The organism is Variovorax sp. HJSM1_2 (assembly GCF_049316285.1).
Classification (GTDB): Bacteria; Pseudomonadota; Gammaproteobacteria; order Burkholderiales; family Burkholderiaceae_C; genus Rhodoferax_B.
In genome coordinates this window covers 101,073-118,003 of sequence record NZ_JBMOXA010000001.1, presented here as the reverse complement: position 1 = coordinate 118,003, position 16,931 = coordinate 101,073, and the positions used below count along the sequence as shown (strand labels likewise).

Sequence of the window (16,931 nt, the reverse complement as noted above, 5' to 3'; positions counted from 1 at the left end):
CTCAGATGAAATCGCTTGGCGCTGAACAGATGCCCGAGAATACGTTGCGCAAATCGAATGAAAAATGCTTATTCAATCAATTATTCGTTTCTTAGATCGGATGAATCATGGACCGCATCGTCGCCGCCCAGGTGTTTGTCGCCATCAATGAACGCGGCAGCCTGATTGGCGCCGCCGACGCGCTGGACATGTCGCGCGCCATGGTGACGCGTTACCTGGCGCAAATGGAGCAATGGGCCGGTGCGCGCCTGCTGCACCGCACCACCCGCAAGCTGGGGCTTACGGCGGCAGGCGAAGCCACGCTCGCGCGCTGCCAGCAAATGCTGGCGGTGGCCGAACAAATGCCCGTGGCCGCCGACACCGAAGCCGACGAACCCCACGGCATGCTGCGTATTGCGTGCTCGCAGTCACTGGCGCAGTCGGTGCTGGCACCGGCCGTGGCGGCTTACCTGCAGCGCCACCCACGCACCGCCATCGACCTGCAAATCGGCAACCAGACCGTGGACCTGGTGCGCGAACGCATAGACCTGGCGATACGCATCACCAACCAGCTCGACCCCAATCTGATCGCGCGCCGCCTCGGCGATTGCCCCTCGGTGATTTGCGCCTCACCCGCCTACCTGAAGAAAAACGGCACGCCACGCCGGGTGGAAGATTTGGCGCTGCACAACTGCCTGACGTATTCGTACTTTGGCAAAAGCCTGTGGGAGTTTTCGCGGCCGGATTGCGCCCACGCGCCCCCGGCCAGCGTGCCCGTCAGCGGCAACCTCAGCGCCAATGATTCGGTGGTACTGCTGGAAGCCGCCATTGCCGGCGCCGGTATCACGCTGCAGCCTATGTTCTCCGCCGTGCCGGCCCTGGCCAGCGGCACCCTGGTGCCGCTCCTGCCCGACTGGCAGGCCCAGGGCATGGGCATTCACGGCGTGTACACCTCGCGCCAGCAACTCTCGGCCACCCTGCGCACCATGCTCGATTTTCTGGTGGCCTATTTTGCGGCCCGCGATGCCAGCAAGGGTTATCAAGGGCTGGCGCCGCTGCCCTAATAACGCTTGCCGCTGACCAGCAACGCCAGCCGCATCACCAGCATGGCCACATACTCGAATACACGCTGACGCAAGGGCCGCCGGGCGTACTGCGTGGCGCTCAGCGGCGCTCCCGCTGTGCGAATCGCGTGCAACAAGCGGCGGCGCAAAATTCTGGCAAACCAGGCTTCGTCCACCACCACGTTGGCCTCGTTGGCCACCAGCAGGCTCAAAGGGTCAAGATTCGACGAACCCACGGTCGCCCAACGCCCATCGATCACAGCCACCTTGGCATGCAGAAAGCTCGGCGCGTATTCCACGATTTCCACACCGGCGGCCAGCAACACGCCATACACCGCACGGGCAGCGTGGTACTGCATGAAGTATTCGTACTGGCCCTGCAGCAACAGGCGCACCCGCACCCCACGTTGCGCGGCCAGCACCAGAGCCCGGCGCAACTTGAAGCCGGGGACAAAATAGGCGTTGGCAATCAGCACCTCGCGCCGGGCCAGGCCAATGGCGCGCAGATAGGCACTTTCGATACGCCGGCGGTGCAGCAGGTTGTCGCGCAGCAACAGGGCCGCCATGGCTTGCGCTGGTTCAGCCGCGCTGGCCTCCAGCGGCTTGGCGGCTGGCACCCCAACTCGGCGCGTGCGCCCCAGCCGTAGCGCATCACGGGCCCCAGAGCGCAAGCCGGACGCGCGCGCCAGCGCGCCGTCGACGCCAGTGCCCGTACCGGCACTCTGGCCATGGCGCGATTGGCCCAACGGGGTTTGCCGCGCCCACAGCCTAGCCATGGTCACGCCGGCATCGTCCACCAGCGGGCCGGACACCTGCACGGCGTAATCCAGCCGGGGCGCGCGCAGGCTGCCATAACTGGGGTCGAAAAAATCATCCAGGATATTGATGCCGCCGCAAAACAAGACGCGGCCATCCACCAGGCAGAGCTTGCGATGCAGGCGCCGCCAGCGCCCAGGCAGTAGCAGGGCCAACATGTTGACTGGCGAAAAAACACGCCACTGCACACCCGCCGCCACAAAGCGCCGCGTCCAGTCTGTTGGCAAAGAAGGTGTGCCCAAACCATCCACCAGGACGCAGACCTCAACCCCGCGTTGTGCCGCGCGCTCCAGGGCTTCACCCACCAAGGCGCCCGCGCCGGTGAAGTCGAAGATATAGGTTTCCAGCCGGATCTGGTGCTGGGCCGCATCCATGGCCGTCACCAGGGCGGGCACCAGTGCCTGCGCACCTTCATGCAAGATCAGGCTGTGGCCGGGGCGAGGTCGGGCGGCGGTACGGCGCATGTGGTGCTGGTGCGGCGGCTGCTCAATGCGTGGGCGGATACGGCCTCAGCGGATGCAGCCGTCGAAACGCGGCAACAGCAAAATGGCCTCGGCGTTCGACGCTGAAAAACACTGTTGTGCGGCTTGCTGGTAGGGTAGCCACTGGAAGGCGCTGTGTTCGCGTGGGGTGAGCTGAATCGACGTGCCCGCCGGCACCTTCAGGCCAAACACATGTTCGGTGTTGAGCACCACACCCGGCGCATAGCGGTAACGCCACTCGGGGTAGATTTCGTAGATGTTTTCCAGCGCCCAATCCTGCAGGCCAGCGGCCAGCGGGCTGCCGGGCCGGCAATCTATGCCGGTTTCCTCCAGCACCTCGCGCACCGCCGTCTGGGCAAACGGCTCGTCCACAAAATCCTTGCTGCCGGTGACCGACTGCCAATGTGGCACGCTGGTGTGACGCACGTCGGCCCGGCGAATCAGCAACACCTCGCGCGCCGGGGTGTGAATCACCACCAGCACCGACTGCGGAATTTTGGGCGCTTTGTGAGGGTTAGGATCGGTGGTCACGTGTGCAGCAAGTTCGATGTCGCGCTCATCTTAGCGAAGGATCACGAAAGAACGACGACCGCAGGCGCAACAGATAAACCCTTAAGACCACCCTGCACCCAGTAGGGAGTTAGGGCACAGTGCCGCCAAGACAGCGCAACAAAAGGACTAGAATCAATCACCGGGCCCAAGCAATTGCAGCCCGGTTTTTTGTTTCTGGGCCAAGCCATCACGGCTCTGGCGTGCAGAAAAAACCGGCTTCAGTCCAAGCGCTCAATCGTTTTTTTAAACCTTTGATGAAAGCCATCGGACATGGAAATCTTTGACTACGACAACGCCCTCCTCTTGCCCCGCAAATGCCGCGTGCAGAGCCGCTCAGAGTGTGATGCCGGCGTAGAACTCGGGGGCCGCAAGTTCCGCCTGCCGGTGGTGCCGGCCAACATGAAAACGGTGGTCGACGAGCCCATCTGCACCTGGATGGCGCAAAACGGCTACTTCTACGTGATGCACCGCTTCGACCTGGACAACGTGCAGTTTGTGCGCGAGATGCAGGCCAAGGGCACGTTTGCGTCGATTTCTCTCGGTGTGAAGCAACCCGACTACGAAACGGTGGACGGCCTGGTCGCTGCTGGTCTGACACCCGAATACATCACCATCGATATCGCCCACGGCCACGCCGACAGCGTGAAGAACATGATTGGCTACCTGAAGCAGCATCTGCCCAAGAGCTTCGTCATCGCGGGCAACGTGGGTACGCCCGAGGCCGTCATCGACCTGGAAAACTGGGGCGCTGACGCCACCAAGGTCGGCATCGGCCCGGGCAAGGTGTGCATCACCAAATTGAAGACCGGCTTTGGTACCGGCGGCTGGCAGTTGTCGGCCTTGAAATGGTGTGCACGCGTAGCCACCAAGCCCATCATTGCCGACGGCGGCATCCGCGACCATGGCGACATCGCCAAGAGCATACGTTTCGGTGCCACCATGGTGATGATTGGCTCCTTGTTTGCGGGCCACGAAGAGTCGCCGGGCAAGACCGTGGAAGTCAACGGCGCACTGTTCAAGGAGTATTACGGCTCGGCCAGCGACTTCAACAAGGGTGAGTACAAACACGTGGAAGGCAAACGCATCCTAGAGCCGGTGAAAGGCAAGCTGGCCAACACGCTGATCGAGATGGAACAGGACGTGCAAAGCTCCATCAGCTACGCCGGTGGCACCAAGCTGATGGACATCCGCAAGGTCAACTACGTGATCCTGGGCGGCGACAACGCGGGCGAACACCTGTTGATGTAAGCCCCGGCGCGCTCACACGCGCTCAAGCGTGTGGGCCGCCAAAAACGCCTCGACTTCGGCACGGTCGGGGCCGCGCACCACACCGCCGTTGCGCATGCATTTGAGGGCAGCGGCGGCACACGCGAACTGGATGGCCGCACGCACATCCGTTTGCCCTTCACCCAGCGCCAGGGCCAGCGCTGCGTGAAACACGTCGCCCGCGCCATTGGTGTCGACCGCCTTGATCTCGAACGAGGCAATGGTCTGCACCGCACCATCCAACTCGCCATTCGGCCCCTTGCGCAGCCAGGCCACGCCGCGCTGCCCCATGGTCACCACAGCCATTTGTGTGCCGTCGCGCAGCGCCTGGCGCAAGGCATCGGCCATGGACAGGCCGGGCGCAAAGGCCGCCAGGCCGGATTCGGAAAACACCGACCAATCGGCCAGTGCGCTCAGTCGCTGCAAATCAGCCTGTGGCGACAAGTCGCCGTCCAATATGCTCAGCACGCCGTTTTCGCGCGCCCAGCGCAGGGCGGTCTCGGCGCCCGGCATCCAGCGCGGGTCGACCATCACGATATCTGCACCTTGCAAGGTGCTGGTGTCCATGGCCTGCGCGCGCACCAGCGCGTCCCCGCGGCTATTGAAGATCTGCCGCTCTCCCTGGGCATCGATGATCACCGCCGAAATCGACGATGAAGCGCCCGGCACCTGCTGCAGGCCCGCACACCCGACCCCGCTGCTGACGAGACAGCGCATCAAAAAACGTCCTGCGTCATCGTCGCCGATGGCGCCGTGCAAATGCACATCGCCCCCCAGGCGCGCGAGCGCAATCGATGCATTCGATGCCATTCCGCCCGAGATCACACGGTACTGCTGTGCAGGAGTCTTGGTCGGCGCGCTGGGAAACGCTTCAATGTCAAAACAATGGTCTACCGCCGCGTGCCCCACCGTGCAGATACGTGGCCGCGCCCGCCCGCCCGCAGGCGAACGGCTTGTCTCGGGTGCTTGTCCTTGTTCCATGCTCATGGTGATTTCACGATTTAAATCTTGCGCAATCTTGCCTAAAGGCCCGGCACGTTATGGTGCCAGCACTCCGCCCGACACAATTCAGCGCCTCTGTCAGCGTCGTGCCACAGGCTTGCCAGGGCATACACGCAACATTTTGCCCATCAAAATCTGCAATGATGGAAAAACTCAAAAATTTGGGGCATAATAGCGGGCTTAGCAGCAAGCAATCGTATTGCTGTCTAGTGGGTTCTTAGCTCAGTTGGTAGAGCAGCGGACTCTTAATCCGTAGGTCGAGTGTTCGAGTCACTCAGGACCCACCACTAAATTAAGAAACAGTTGAGCACTCTGAGTGCTTGATTTCAAAGGCCTCCATCGCGGAGGCCTTTTTGTTTTTCAGGCCAGGAAAAATTTCGGGTGTGAACCAATAGCGCCAATAGCGCCGCCGCAGAAAACAACATCACCTCGCACGTGCCTGCGCGCTTGAACACACAGCTTTGGCCATCCAGTTCACCGAAATGAATCAAGCGTTGATTTATTTTTGCCCCGAGCCACGCCAGGTAGGCGTTCCTCGTCCAGTGCAGCGGTCAGCATGCACAGTTTCACGCAGCGTCGACATGTGAGTGAGCGGGAAACGCGTTCAACGGAATCCGCAAATATGCAATGCCGTTGTCTTCGGGCTGCGGCAACCTACCAGCCCGTACGTTCACCTGAATCGACGGAAGTATGAGGGTCGGGACACCCAGGGTCGCGTCACGGGTGGTTCGCATCGCGACGAACTCGTCCTCGCCTATGCCATCGCGCACATGGATGTTCTGCGCACGCTGCTCGGCGACGCTGGTCTGCCACTGGGGCTGACGCGATGCCGGCGGATAGTCATGGCAGACGTACATTGTTGTGTCGCCGGGCAGCGCCAACAAACGCCGCATTGAGGCATAGAGTTGGCGCGCATCGCCACCGGGAAAATCCGCTCGCGCACTCCCCACGTCGGGCATGAAAAGTGTGTCGCCGACGAAGACGGCGCCGTCGACCAGGTAGGCCATGTCTGCGGGCGTATGCCCCGGCACCAGCAGTGCCGTCACGGCTGTCTCGCCAATCTTGAAAACCTCTTCGTGCTTGAACAAATGGTCAAACTGGCTCCCATCCGGCAAAAAGCTGCGCTCGAGGTTGAAGAGCTTTTTGAACGTCGACTGCACAACACGAATGTTTTCGCCAATGGCTATGCGGCCGCCGACCTGGTGCTGAACATGGCGCGCGCCCGACAGATGGTCGGCATGGGCGTGGGTCTCCAGAATCCAGTCGACCGCCAGCCCCTTGTCCCGGACATAGGCCAACAGCCGGTCGGCCGAGACCGTGCTCGTACGCCCGGACTTGAAGTCGTAGTCCAGTACCGGGTCTATGACTGCGGCGCGTAGGCTGGCGTGGTCCCACACAACGTAGGAAATCGTCCCCGTCATGGGGTCGAAAAAGCCCTGTGTGCTCGTGTGCTTCGTCATGAGTTCCTCTGCCATGTCAGGCTGGGTTGATGGATTCACAATCAGAGAAGTCCGCCAGGATGGTTGCGCAGCAGAAATCCGCACCCCAGCAACACAAGAGGCGCCTGAACACCAGCCGCCAGCGCGTCTGTTTACCTTTTCAGGCTTATTTGATCAAGCCATGCACCGCCTTGAACTCGCTGTGCTCCGCCGTACGCAGCCATTCGAACAGCACCATTTCGGTGGACACCAGCTCAGCCCCGGCACCAGCCAAGCGGTCAAACGCGGCATCACGGTTGCGCTCGGTGCGCGAGCTGCAGGCATCCGTCACAACCCACACATCGAACTCGTCCTCAAGCAAATCCAGGGCCGTTTGCAGCAGGCACACATGCGCCTCGCAGCCGGCAATCACAATGGCGTTGCGTGCCTCACTCTCGGCACTGGCTTTTTGCAGGTGTTTGGGCAGGCTGCGCGCATTGCCTGCAGGCGGCTTGACCGGTGGGCGCAGCCATTCACCCAAACCCTCCTCCACACCGCTGAAATGCATTTTGCTCAGCGTGCGCTGGCACAGGGCGCGCAAATCGGCTGGATTTTCACCAAGCTTGGACGGATTTTGCTCGGTACCCCAGGTCGGCACGCCAAGCCATTTAGCCGCTTGCGCCAGACGCAATGCATTTGCCAGCACGGGCTGGGCTTCAAAAATAGCGGGCATGAGGCGGGCCTGGTAATCCACCAGCACAAGTTGAGATTCAAGGGCGTCAAGCAACATGGAAATTCCTTTTGTGAGAGGTGAAGTGACGCCATCCCGGCAACACTTCAGACCCCAGGATTAAACCGCAGATGCAGGCGGCGACTAAAGCGGGTGGCGAAACCGTGTACAAATTCACGCGCCGGACCCACATCACACATTCGCCCCGGAAAAAGCGGTAAAAGTTGACAGGTCGTGTCATCCCGTCTTCATACACCGGCGCTAAAGTTACCCCCATGTCGGTGTTGGAGCGGTCTACCTCCAACGAACAAAGCGCCAGTGCAGCACAACGTGGCGCCACCGACGCCATATCCCCCAAAACGCCAACCCCAACGGGTTGGCGTTTTGCTTTCCGTGGCGCCACACCACGCAACGGGCGCCCCGGCGCCTAGCCCGGCAGCAGACGCAACAAGCGCCCCTGCGGACTGTCGGTCAGGATGTAAAGCAGTCCATCCGGGCCCTGGCGTACATCACGCACACGCTGCCCCAAATCCTCCAGTAATTTCTGCTCGCGCACCACCTTGCCGGCAAACGGACGCTCCAGTTCAATGCGGTCCAGATAACCAAACTTCAGTGAGCCGACAAACAGGTTGCCGCGCCAGGCGGCACCGTATTTGTCACTGGTCAAAAACACCATGCCCGAGGGCGCTATCGAGGGCAGCCAGTAATGCAGCGGCTGCTCCATGCCGGACTTGCTGGTCAGTCCGTCGCCAATCTTGCCGCCGCCATAGTTTTCACCGTAAGTGATCACCGGCCAGCCGTAGTTGCGCCCGGGCTGTGGCAGGTTGATTTCATCGCCGCCCTGCGGGCCGTGTTCGTGTATCCACAACGTGCCATCAGGCGCCATGGTGGCGCCTTGCGCATTGCGGTGGCCGTAGCTCCAGATCTCGGGCAACGCGCCCGCACGGTTGACAAACGGGTTGTCGGCCGGCGCCCCGCCTTCCTTGCGCACCCGCACCACTTTGCCCAGGTGGTTGTCGAGCTTTTGCGCATCGTCCTTGCGCGAAAAGCGCTCGCCCAGTGTGAGAAACAAGGTGCCGTCGGGCTTGCCCGCATTTTGTCCTTCGACAATACGGCAACCAAAATGCGCAGAGCTCGACACCTTGGGGCGCTGGCTGAAGATCACCTGGACCTGCTCGAGCGCAGCCCCGTCAGCCGCCAGCCGGGCGCGCGCCAATGCCGTGCTGTTGCCCGAACCTGCGGGCTCGGAGAAACAAAAATACAAAGTGCGGTTGCGCACAAAGTCGGCGTCCAGCAGCACATCAAGCAAACCGCCCTGCCCGCTGGCGGCGATTTCAGGCAAGCCCTTCAACGGCGGGTTGAGGCGGCCATCAGACTCAACAACACGTATACGCCCTGGCTTTTCAGTCAGCAAATAACGACCATCCGGCAGAAACGCCAGGGCCCAAGGATTTTCCAGCCCCGTCGCCACTTGCTGCACGCTGAGCTTTTGTGCCTGGGCAATGCCAGCGGCGGCGGCAGAAAAAGCAAAAACAATAGCTGCCACCGCAGTTGATATATGCGATTGATGGCGATTTTTCATGGAAATTCACTCCTGGTTCGGGCCGAACATAGATGCGCGTCAAACCAGCATAGCCCGCCCACCAAAACCCGTAAGGCTGTCAATGTCGTTGCCAGCCACGGCGGCATTTTCACGTGTTGCTTCGTCAAACTTTTACAAATTTCTAAAAATCATCTTTATGAATCAATCACTTAGCCTCTTCATGACATTTGACTTCTCATGTAATTCAAATTAACCTCGAATGGATGACCAGATGGCTTGCAACTCTTCTCTTTGTGTGCGCAACAGCGCATGCCGCGCCACCACCGGCAACCAACGAAGAGCTTGAGAAGTTGCTTGCAGACAAAGGCCTCATCACCCACATGAACAAAGCCATGGGGCAGTTGGACACGGTGCGCCAAAACATGGGCACACAGGCCTCGGAATTGGTGAGCAATGCCATGGGTTTCCTGGGCGTGCCCTACAAACGCGGTGGTGATTCTGCTGAAACCGGTTTTGATTGCAGCGGTTTTGTACGTGCCATCTATGAACAAACCGTGGGCCTGGTGCTGCCACGCCGCGCCAAAGAGCAGGCAGCCGCCACCGACCGCATCGATAAAAACGATTTGCAACCCGGCGACCTGGTGTTCTTCAACACCATGCGCCGCGCCTTCAGCCACGTAGGCATCTACGTGGGCGACGGCAAGTTCATCCATGCCCCGCGCAGCGGCGCGAATGTGCGCGTCGAAGACATGCGCTCCAGCTACTGGCAGCGCCGCTTTGACGGCGCGCGTCGCCCGGTCGAAAGCGCGGCAACCCCGCCTGAGCAGTAAGCAATGCCAGGGACAAAAGAACAGCGGCCACACAGGCCGCTTTTTTTTGCCCATGTGTTGCATCAAAGACTACCTCTATCGGGTCAATAGTTTTGATCGCGCTTGACTTTGCGCCCACTTGCCTCAAAGTGACGTGTGCCTAAAGGAGGCTCTTATGTCACGCAAAACACCCATCGAACGCTACCGCAACATCGGCATCAGTGCGCACATTGATGCTGGCAAAACCACGACCACCGAGCGCATTCTTTTTTACACCGGTGTGAACCACAAAATCGGTGAAGTGCACGATGGCGCTGCCACGATGGACTGGATGGAGCAAGAGCAAGAGCGCGGCATCACCATCACCTCGGCCGCCACCACGGCTTTCTGGAAAGGCATGGCTGGCGACTACCCCGAGCACCGCATCAACATCATCGACACCCCCGGCCACGTGGACTTCACCATCGAGGTGGAACGCTCCATGCGTGTGCTCGACGGCGCCGTCATGGTGTACGACGCCGTGGGCGGCGTGCAGCCGCAGTCGGAAACCGTTTGGCGCCAGGCCAACAAATACAAAGTGCCGCGTGTGGCCTTCGTCAACAAGATGGACCGCGTGGGCGCGGACTTCTTCCGTGTACAACGCCAGATTGCCGAGCGCCTGAAAGGCAACGCCGTCTTGCTGCAGATCCCTGTGGGCGCCGAGGACAGTTTCCACGGCGTGGTCGACCTTGTACGCATGAAATCGATTGTGTGGGACGACGCCTCACAAGGCGTGAAGTTCGAGTACGCCGACATCCCGGCAGAGCTGCAGGCCTTGGCCAACACCTGGCGCGAGAAGCTGGTCGAAGCCGCCGCCGAAGCCGATGAAACGCTGCTGAACAAATACCTGTCTGGCGAAGCATTGACAGAGGCCGAGATCAAACAGGCGATCCGCAAGCGCACCATCGCGGGCGAGATCGTGCCTATGTTTGCCGGCAGCGCCTTCAAGAACCGTGGCGTACAAGCGCTGCTGGACGGTGTGATCGACTACCTGCCCTCGCCGGTGGACGTGCCCGCCATCCCGGGCCACGACGTGGACGACAACGCCACCGAACGCCACCCCGGTGACGACGAGCCGTTTTCGGCCCTGGCGTTCAAGATCATGACCGACCCGTTTGTCGGCCAGTTGACCTTCTTCCGCGTGTATTCGGGCGTGGTGAAAACCGGCGACACGGTGTTCATTCCAAGCAAAGACCGCAAGGAACGACTTGGCCGCATTTTGCAGATGCACGCCAACACCCGCGCTGAGTTGAAAGAAGTGCGTGCGGGCGACATCGCTGCTGCCGTGGGCCTGAAAGACGTGACCACGGGCGACACCCTTTCGGCCGTGGACGACGTCATCATCCTGGAGCGCATGGTGTTCCCCGAGCCGGTGATTTCGCAGGCCGTGGAGCCCAAGACCAAGGTCGACCAGGAAAAAATGGGTATTGCGCTGAACCGCCTGGCGCAGGAAGACCCGTCGTTCCGCGTGCGCACCGACGAAGAATCCGGCCAAACCATCATCGCCGGCATGGGCGAGTTGCACCTGGAAATTCTGGTCGATCGCATGAAGCGCGAGTTTGGCGTCGAAGCCACGGTAGGCCGCCCCCAGGTGGCCTACCGCGAGACCATACGCAAGGCCGTGACCGATGTCGAAGGCAAGTTCGTCAAGCAGTCGGGGGGACGCGGCCAATACGGCCACGCGGTCATCAATTTGGAGCCGCAGCCGCAAGGCAAGGGCTACGAGTTTGTCGACGCCATCAAGGGTGGTGTGGTGCCGCGCGAATACATTCCGGCCGTGGACAAAGGCATTCAAGAAAGTTTGAAGGCCGGTGTGCTGGCGGGCTACCCGGTGGTCGACGTGAAGGCCACGCTGGTGTTCGGCTCGTCACACGACGTGGACTCGAACGAAAACGCCTTCCGCATGGCGGGCTCCATGGCTTTTAAAGAAGCCATGCGCCGCGCCACACCGGTGTTGATGGAGCCCATGATGTCGGTCGAGGTGGAAACGCCTGAAGACTTCACCGGCAATGTGATGGGTGACTTGGCCACCCGCCGCGGCATGGTGCAAGGCATGGACGACATGCCCGGCGGCACCGGCAAGCTGGTGCATGCCGAGGTGCCGCTGTCGGAGATGTTTGGCTACTCGACCACGCTGCGCTCACTGAGCCAGGGCCGCGCGTCGTACACCATGGAGTTCAAGCACTACGCCCAGGCCCCGGCCGAGGTGGTGGCGGCGGTGACCAAGGGCTCGGCGCGCGGCGATTAAAACGTCGCCAAAGCTGCCCCCTGTTAGGCGGCAATAGCCTGTAGCGGCGAAGGATGTGTGTCCTTCGCCGCTATTTTTTCGCCTGGTGTTTCGTGCCGTTCGCGCCTCCAGCCCAGATGCGGCGCAATAAATTGCAGCGTGTCCGACAGGATTTGCTGGTACTCGTGCGCCGCAAAATCGTAGGGCAACTCCAGCCGCAACTCCTGCACATAAGGCAACACCGGGTCGGCCAGCAGGCTTTGCAGGATTTCTTCTGAAGAGCCCACCAGGTCACGCGAGAACAAGGTGCGCCGCGGGCCCTGTGGCTGCAGCGTGCGCTCATGGCGGCTAGCCGCGTAGTCGCGGTAGCGTCGGCGGCTTTGCGCATCGGCGCTGTCGGTCGGCACGATGACTCGGCCCATCGCCACGCGAGGCTTGCGCGGCGTTGACCAATGTGCGTGGTACAGGTCGAGCTGCTGGCGTTGCGCTTCAAAGAAGTTGTCGGTCTTCTCACCCACGTTCAAGTTGCCTATCAGCAGGTTGAAGTGGTTGCGCCCGGCCCATTCGGCCGAGCGTAACGAGCCGCCGCCGTACCACAGCCGCTCGGCCAAACCCGGCGCTTGCGGCTGCAAACGTGGGCGCTGCCGCCCGGCGGGTGACTCGATGAAGTCATCGTCGTCACCAAACGGTTCACCCTGCAGGTTGGCCCGCAGGCGCGACACGCGGGTGTGCGAGAAGTCTATGCCTTGCGGGTCGCCGTCGTAAAAGCGGTCGCCCAGCAAGGCGCCGTGCGGCGGTGCGCCCGCGCTCAAGCCCACATGCAGCCGGCCGCGCGACAACACATCCACCGTGGCCAGGTCTTCGGCCAGGCGGAACGGGTTTTCGTAACCCATCTGGATCACCGCCGTGCCCAGCCCTATGTGTTGTGTACGCTGGCTGGCCGCAGCCAAAAACGTGGCGGCCGAGGACACCCCACGCTCCAGGTGCCGCTGGCGCACCCAGGCGTTGTTGAAGCCCAGGTCTTCGCCAAACTTGAACAACTGCAGCGTCTCTTCCAGTCCGGTGTAGGGGTCGCTCTCGACGTAGTTGCCCGGCGTGAGAAAACCTATGCGCGAAATGTTGAGGTTTGCCATGGTCAGTATTTCGGCAGGCCGGGCGGATTGGTCTCAGACCTGGGCAAAGCCTCTTCGGCCAGACTCCAGCGCGCCAGGGCCTGGCCGTATTTGCCGTTCTTGATGAGCCCGTTGGTGGCCGCCGTCAGCGCTACCGCCAAGCCGCTGTCTTTGCGCGTGGTGATGGCCACGTCCGACTTCAAGGGCCAGCCGGCATTGACCGTACCCACCAGCTTGATCTTGCCGTCTTTGGCGGCGTGGTAGGCCTGGGGCGCGTTAGGGTTGAAGTTGGCATCGGCCCGGCCGGAGATCACCCCCAGCACACGTGCTGCGTCGTCATCAAAGTACTGCACCTCCACCGGCTTCAAACCCGCAGCGACGTTTTGTTTGTCCCAGGCCAGCAGAATACGCTCCTGGTTGGTGCCCGAGCCGGTGATGACGCGCAGGCCGGCCACGTCCTTCGGCTCCTTGATGGCCTTGATGGGGCTGTCGGCGCGCACATAAAAGCCGTGCAGGCCCAGGCGGTAGGTCGAGAAATCGTATTTCTCCTTGCGCTGCTCGGTCACACCCACATTGGAAATCACCGCGTCGTATTTGCCCGAACTCAGGCCCAGCGGCCAGTCGGCCCAGGCGATGGGTTGCAGGTCGAGCTTCAGGCCCAGCGCATCGGCGATCAACTGTGCGTAGTCGGGGTCGAAACCCACCACGGTTTTGGCGTCGGTCGCGTAAGTCGCAATGGGCGGCGCAAACGGCGCAATCGCCACGGTGAACACCCCCTCCTTCACAAACTTGAAGTTCTTGGCTATGGCCTGGATGGCGGCTGGATCCTTTTCGGCGCGCACGCGGCCGGTCTGCTCGGGGCTGAAGTCAAACTTCTCGGCCGACATGGCAGCGGCGCTGAAAAATGCCAGCGCACCCAAGGCCCAAGGGGCGAAGAAATGAGGATGAAAAATCTTGGAATGGAACATGGCGGAACTTTGAAACCTTATTTCTTTGGTAAACCTGGTGGGTTGGTACGCGACACCTGAATTGCCTCAGACGTCAGGTTCCAGCGCTCCAACGACTTGGCGTAGTTGCCGTTCTTGATCTGCTCGTTCAGCGCGGCGGTGATCGCGTCTGCAATGCCAGAACCCTTGCGCGAAGCCACGGCGATCTCGGCGTTCTGCGGCCAGCCGCCCGAGAAGGCGCCGACCAACTTGGTCTTGCCATCACGTGCGTTGTGCGCCGCAATGCCATTCGGCGCCAGGTAAGCATCGGCACGGCCCGAAGCCAGGGCCAGGTACAGCACCACATCGTCGTCGTAGTACTGCACTTCCACGGGCTTCAAACCGGCGGCGCGGTTTTGCTGGTCCCAGCGCAGCAGAATCTGCTCCTGGTTGGTGCTGGCACCGACAATGATCTTCAGGCCGGCCACGTCCTTGGGCTCTTTGATGGCCGTGATCTTGCTGTCGGATTTGACATAGATGCCCAGTTGGTCGTTGCGGTAGGTGGAGAAGTCAAACTTCTCCTTGCGTTCTTCGGTCACGGTGACGTTGGAGATCACCACGTCGAACTTGCCCGACTGCAAACCCAGCGGCCAATCGGCCCAGGCCACAGACACCAACTCCAATTTGCGGCCCAGGCTATCGGCCACCAGTTGCGCCACGTCGGGCGCGTTGCCCACGGGGGTTTTGGTGTCGGTGGCGTAGGCGCCAAACGGCAGGCGGCCGGTGGTGGTGCCGACGACCAACACACCATCCTTGGCAAACTTGAAGTCCTTGGCCACCAGCTTGAGCGCATCAGCCACCGGCTGCGAACGCGGCCGGCCGGGCTGCTCGGGACTCAGGTCCACCGTTTGCGCGGTGGCTGACAGTGGCAACAAGTTGATGGCCAGCGCGGTAACGGCCAGCAGAGAAGCAACGGTGTTTTTAAGATTAGCCATAGGTTTCTCGATTGAAGTGCAGTGGGTTGAAGAACGGTGTGAAAAAAGGGTTTGCAGAAATTTGGGCGAACGCTCTCCCCGGCGGCCCACAGGCCGCCTATTGAGAGGAATCGCTATCGATCGTTAGAGCACCTTGGCCAGGAACGCGGCGGTGCGTGGATGCACGGGTGTGTTGAAGACTTGTTCGGGCGAGCCCACTTCCAGAATGCGCCCCTGCTCCATGAAGACGATGGTGTCGGCCACTTCGCGGGCGAAGCCGATTTCGTGGGTGACGATGATCAGCGTGGTACCAGAGCGCGCCAGCTCCTTGATCACCGCCAGCACCTCGCCCACCAGTTCGGGATCTAGCGCGGAGGTTGGCTCGTCGAACAACAAGACCTTGGGCTTCAAGGCCAGCGCACGTGCAATCGCCACGCGCTGCTGCTGCCCACCAGACAGTTGGCGCGGATAGGCATTGGCCTTGTCGCTCAGGCCCACACGCGCCAGCAGCTCGTGCGCCAGGGCCTCGGCACCGGCCCGGACCAGGCCACGCACGGCCATGGGCGCTTCGATGATGTTCTCCAGCACCGTGAGGTGTGGAAAAAGATTGAAGCTTTGGAACACCATGCCCACGTCGACGCGGCGCTTCAAAATTTCTTTCTCACCCAGCTCGTACAGAGTCTGTTCTTCTTGGCGGTAACCGATGAGCTCGCCGTCGATGGTGATGAAGCCGTCGCTCACGGGCTCCAGGTGGTTGATGGCGCGCAGCAGTGTGGATTTGCCCGAACCCGACTGGCCCAGGATCACCGTCACGCTGCCGGCGGGCACGGCCAGGTTCACACGCGCCAGCACCTGGTTGGCGCCAAAGCTTTTGGAGACGTTGTGCACCGTGACCTCGCCGCCACGGCCCAGGCTCTCGGTCCAACGCGGCACGCTGACAGGGGTAGCGGGCGCTGCCGGTGGTGCCGACACGGTGCGAGGTGTCGCAGGTGCCGTGCGAAAGCCCAGCTTGGCCGCCGCCACCTCGAACCAAGTGGGTGGCAAGGTACGCAAGGCGCCCTTGGAAAAATGCCGCTCGATGTAGTACTGCGCCACCGACAACACCGTCAAGATGATCAAGTACCAGACGGTGGCCACCATCAACAGCGGAATCACTTCCAGGTTGCGGCGGTAGATGATTTGCACGGTGTAGAACAGCTCGGGCAGTGCCAGGATGTAGACGTTGGAAGTGCCCTTGGCCAGGCCAATGATGTCGTTGAAGCCGGCCGGCAAAATGCTGCGCATGGCCTGCGGCAACACGATGCGGCGCGTTTGGTGGCCACGTGGCAAACCCAGCGCCGCTGCCGCTTCGAGTTGCCCTTGGTCTACCGACAAAATGCCACCGCGCACAATTTCGGAAGCAAACGCCGCCTGGTTCAAGGTCAAGCCCACCAGGGCCGCCACAAAAGGGCTGATGAGTTGTGTGGTGGGGTACGAGAAGAAGCTGTATTCGGTGAACGGCACGCCCAGTGACACCGTGGCGTACAGGTAGCCCAGGTTGTTGATGATGAGCAGCAGCACGATGATGGGAATGGAGCGGAAGATCCAGATGTAGACCCACGACAGGCTGGACAGCAGCGGTGAACGCGACACCCGCGCCAGCGCCAGCAAGGTGCCAAGAAAAAAACCAAACAGCGCGCCGAGCGCGGTGAGCAACAGCGTGCGCCCCAAGCCCACCAGCACCGGCTCGGCAAAGAACCACTGCACAAAAATGTCCCAACCCCAACGCGGGTTGGTGAACACCGACTGCAGCACTGCGGCAATGACGGCCACCGCAAACACCGTGCCTATGGTTCTGCCGGGGTAGCGCGCGGGCACCACGCGGTACTGCGAATAGTCGCCTTTCACAGCAGGCCCGCCGCTCGGTGAAGTCTGCACAGACGTGGCCGTGTGTTCGGCCGCAGCCGCATCTAGCGAACGAAAGTCTGGAAGTGTGGTGGTGTTCATCGCTTG

14 protein-coding genes and 1 tRNA gene are annotated in these 16,931 nt (G+C 61.4%); 5 read left to right on the top strand and 10 right to left on the bottom strand.

Annotation, left to right across the window (positions count from 1 at the left end; all coding sequences use genetic code 11):
- Nucleotides 1–107 precede the first annotated feature (107 nt).
- Nucleotides 108–1,043 carry a LysR family transcriptional regulator gene (locus tag ACFQ95_RS00555; protein ID WP_422828834.1) on the top strand — a complete coding sequence of 312 codons (936 nt, stop codon included), beginning with the start codon at nt 108–110 and terminating at the stop codon, nt 1,041–1,043.
- Here the strand turns inward: ACFQ95_RS00555 and clsB are convergent.
- Nucleotides 1,040–2,323 (bottom strand): cardiolipin synthase ClsB, encoded by a 1,284-nt coding sequence (gene clsB / locus ACFQ95_RS00550; RefSeq protein ID WP_422828833.1) that lies wholly within the window; start codon nt 2,321–2,323, stop codon nt 1,040–1,042. The genes ACFQ95_RS00555 and clsB overlap by 4 nt on opposite strands.
- A 45-nt stretch (nt 2,324–2,368) precedes the next feature.
- Nucleotides 2,369–2,872, bottom strand: a complete 504-nt coding sequence (gene nudB / locus ACFQ95_RS00545; RefSeq protein ID WP_422828832.1) for a dihydroneopterin triphosphate diphosphatase — start codon at nt 2,870–2,872, stop codon at nt 2,369–2,371.
- A 291-nt stretch (nt 2,873–3,163) separates the two neighbouring features.
- Between nudB and ACFQ95_RS00540 the strand changes: the two genes are divergently transcribed.
- Nucleotides 3,164–4,141 (top strand): GMP reductase, encoded by a 978-nt coding sequence (locus ACFQ95_RS00540; protein WP_422828831.1) that lies wholly within the window; start codon nt 3,164–3,166, stop codon nt 4,139–4,141.
- A 12-nt stretch (nt 4,142–4,153) separates the two neighbouring features.
- Here the strand turns inward: ACFQ95_RS00540 and ACFQ95_RS00535 are convergent, their stop codons facing one another.
- Nucleotides 4,154–5,146 carry a PfkB family carbohydrate kinase gene (locus ACFQ95_RS00535; protein ID WP_422828830.1) on the bottom strand — a complete coding sequence of 331 codons (993 nt, stop codon included), beginning with the start codon at nt 5,144–5,146 and terminating at the stop codon, nt 4,154–4,156.
- A gap of 226 nt (nt 5,147–5,372) precedes the next feature.
- Between ACFQ95_RS00535 and ACFQ95_RS00530 the strand changes: the two genes are divergently transcribed.
- A tRNA-Lys gene (locus ACFQ95_RS00530) sits at nt 5,373–5,448 on the top strand.
- Between the two features lie 279 nt (nt 5,449–5,727).
- Here ACFQ95_RS00530 and ACFQ95_RS00525 read toward each other — a convergent pair.
- The 3 genes from ACFQ95_RS00525 to ACFQ95_RS00515 all read right to left on the bottom strand — a co-directional run bounded on the left by ACFQ95_RS00525 (nt 5,728) and on the right by ACFQ95_RS00515 (nt 8,891).
- On the bottom strand, nt 5,728–6,636 hold the full coding sequence (locus tag ACFQ95_RS00525) for an MBL fold metallo-hydrolase (protein WP_422828829.1): 909 nt from the start codon (nt 6,634–6,636) through the stop codon (nt 5,728–5,730).
- A 130-nt stretch (nt 6,637–6,766) separates the two neighbouring features.
- Nucleotides 6,767–7,369 carry an isochorismatase family protein gene (locus tag ACFQ95_RS00520; protein WP_422828828.1) on the bottom strand — a complete coding sequence of 201 codons (603 nt, stop codon included), beginning with the start codon at nt 7,367–7,369 and terminating at the stop codon, nt 6,767–6,769.
- 367 nt (nt 7,370–7,736) lie between these two features.
- On the bottom strand, nt 7,737–8,891 hold the full coding sequence (locus tag ACFQ95_RS00515; RefSeq protein ID WP_422828827.1) for a PQQ-dependent sugar dehydrogenase: 1,155 nt from the start codon (nt 8,889–8,891) through the stop codon (nt 7,737–7,739).
- A gap of 224 nt (nt 8,892–9,115) precedes the next feature.
- On the opposite strand from ACFQ95_RS00515, the gene ACFQ95_RS00510 reads away from it, so the two are divergent.
- Nucleotides 9,116–9,682 (top strand): C40 family peptidase, encoded by a 567-nt coding sequence (locus ACFQ95_RS00510; RefSeq protein ID WP_422828826.1) that lies wholly within the window; start codon nt 9,116–9,118, stop codon nt 9,680–9,682.
- A 154-nt stretch (nt 9,683–9,836) separates the two neighbouring features.
- A complete protein-coding gene (gene fusA / locus ACFQ95_RS00505) occupies nt 9,837–11,948 on the top strand; it encodes an elongation factor G (RefSeq protein ID WP_422828825.1) in 2,112 nt (703 codons plus the stop codon).
- 23 nt (nt 11,949–11,971) lie between these two features.
- On the opposite strand, the gene ACFQ95_RS00500 is transcribed toward fusA, so the two are convergent.
- The 4 genes from ACFQ95_RS00500 to ACFQ95_RS00485 form a co-directional block, all read right to left on the bottom strand.
- A complete protein-coding gene (locus tag ACFQ95_RS00500; protein WP_422828824.1) occupies nt 11,972–13,060 on the bottom strand; it encodes an LLM class flavin-dependent oxidoreductase in 1,089 nt (362 codons plus the stop codon).
- 2 nt (nt 13,061–13,062) lie between these two features.
- On the bottom strand, nt 13,063–14,007 hold the full coding sequence (locus ACFQ95_RS00495) for an ABC transporter substrate-binding protein (protein ID WP_422828823.1): 945 nt from the start codon (nt 14,005–14,007) through the stop codon (nt 13,063–13,065).
- A 17-nt stretch (nt 14,008–14,024) separates the two neighbouring features.
- A complete protein-coding gene (locus ACFQ95_RS00490; protein WP_422828822.1) occupies nt 14,025–14,960 on the bottom strand; it encodes an ABC transporter substrate-binding protein in 936 nt (311 codons plus the stop codon).
- Between the two features lie 123 nt (nt 14,961–15,083).
- Nucleotides 15,084–16,925, bottom strand: coding sequence for an amino acid ABC transporter permease/ATP-binding protein (locus tag ACFQ95_RS00485; RefSeq protein WP_422828821.1), 1,842 nt, complete (start codon nt 16,923–16,925; stop codon nt 15,084–15,086).
- Between the last annotated feature and the right edge of the window lie 6 nt (nt 16,926–16,931).

Excerpts from the sequence above, each read along its gene's own strand:
- ACFQ95_RS00555 (WP_422828834.1), top strand. The coding sequence starts at position 108 with ATGGACCGCATCGTCGCCGCCCAGGTGTTTGTCGCCATCAATGAACGC.
- clsB (WP_422828833.1), bottom strand. The coding sequence starts at position 2,323 with ATGCGCCGTACCGCCGCCCGACCTCGCCCCGGCCACAGCCTGATCTTG.
- ACFQ95_RS00540 (WP_422828831.1), top strand. The coding sequence starts at position 3,164 with ATGGAAATCTTTGACTACGACAACGCCCTCCTCTTGCCCCGCAAATGC.
- ACFQ95_RS00535 (WP_422828830.1), bottom strand. The coding sequence starts at position 5,146 with ATGAGCATGGAACAAGGACAAGCACCCGAGACAAGCCGTTCGCCTGCG.
- ACFQ95_RS00525 (WP_422828829.1), bottom strand. The coding sequence starts at position 6,636 with ATGGCAGAGGAACTCATGACGAAGCACACGAGCACACAGGGCTTTTTC.
- ACFQ95_RS00520 (WP_422828828.1), bottom strand. The coding sequence starts at position 7,369 with ATGTTGCTTGACGCCCTTGAATCTCAACTTGTGCTGGTGGATTACCAG.
- ACFQ95_RS00515 (WP_422828827.1), bottom strand. The coding sequence starts at position 8,891 with ATGAAAAATCGCCATCAATCGCATATATCAACTGCGGTGGCAGCTATT.
- ACFQ95_RS00510 (WP_422828826.1), top strand. The coding sequence starts at position 9,116 with ATGACCAGATGGCTTGCAACTCTTCTCTTTGTGTGCGCAACAGCGCAT.
- fusA (WP_422828825.1), top strand. The coding sequence starts at position 9,837 with ATGTCACGCAAAACACCCATCGAACGCTACCGCAACATCGGCATCAGT.
- ACFQ95_RS00500 (WP_422828824.1), bottom strand. The coding sequence starts at position 13,060 with ATGGCAAACCTCAACATTTCGCGCATAGGTTTTCTCACGCCGGGCAAC.
- ACFQ95_RS00495 (WP_422828823.1), bottom strand. The coding sequence starts at position 14,007 with ATGTTCCATTCCAAGATTTTTCATCCTCATTTCTTCGCCCCTTGGGCC.
- ACFQ95_RS00490 (WP_422828822.1), bottom strand. The coding sequence starts at position 14,960 with ATGGCTAATCTTAAAAACACCGTTGCTTCTCTGCTGGCCGTTACCGCG.
- ACFQ95_RS00485 (WP_422828821.1), bottom strand. The coding sequence starts at position 16,925 with ATGAACACCACCACACTTCCAGACTTTCGTTCGCTAGATGCGGCTGCG.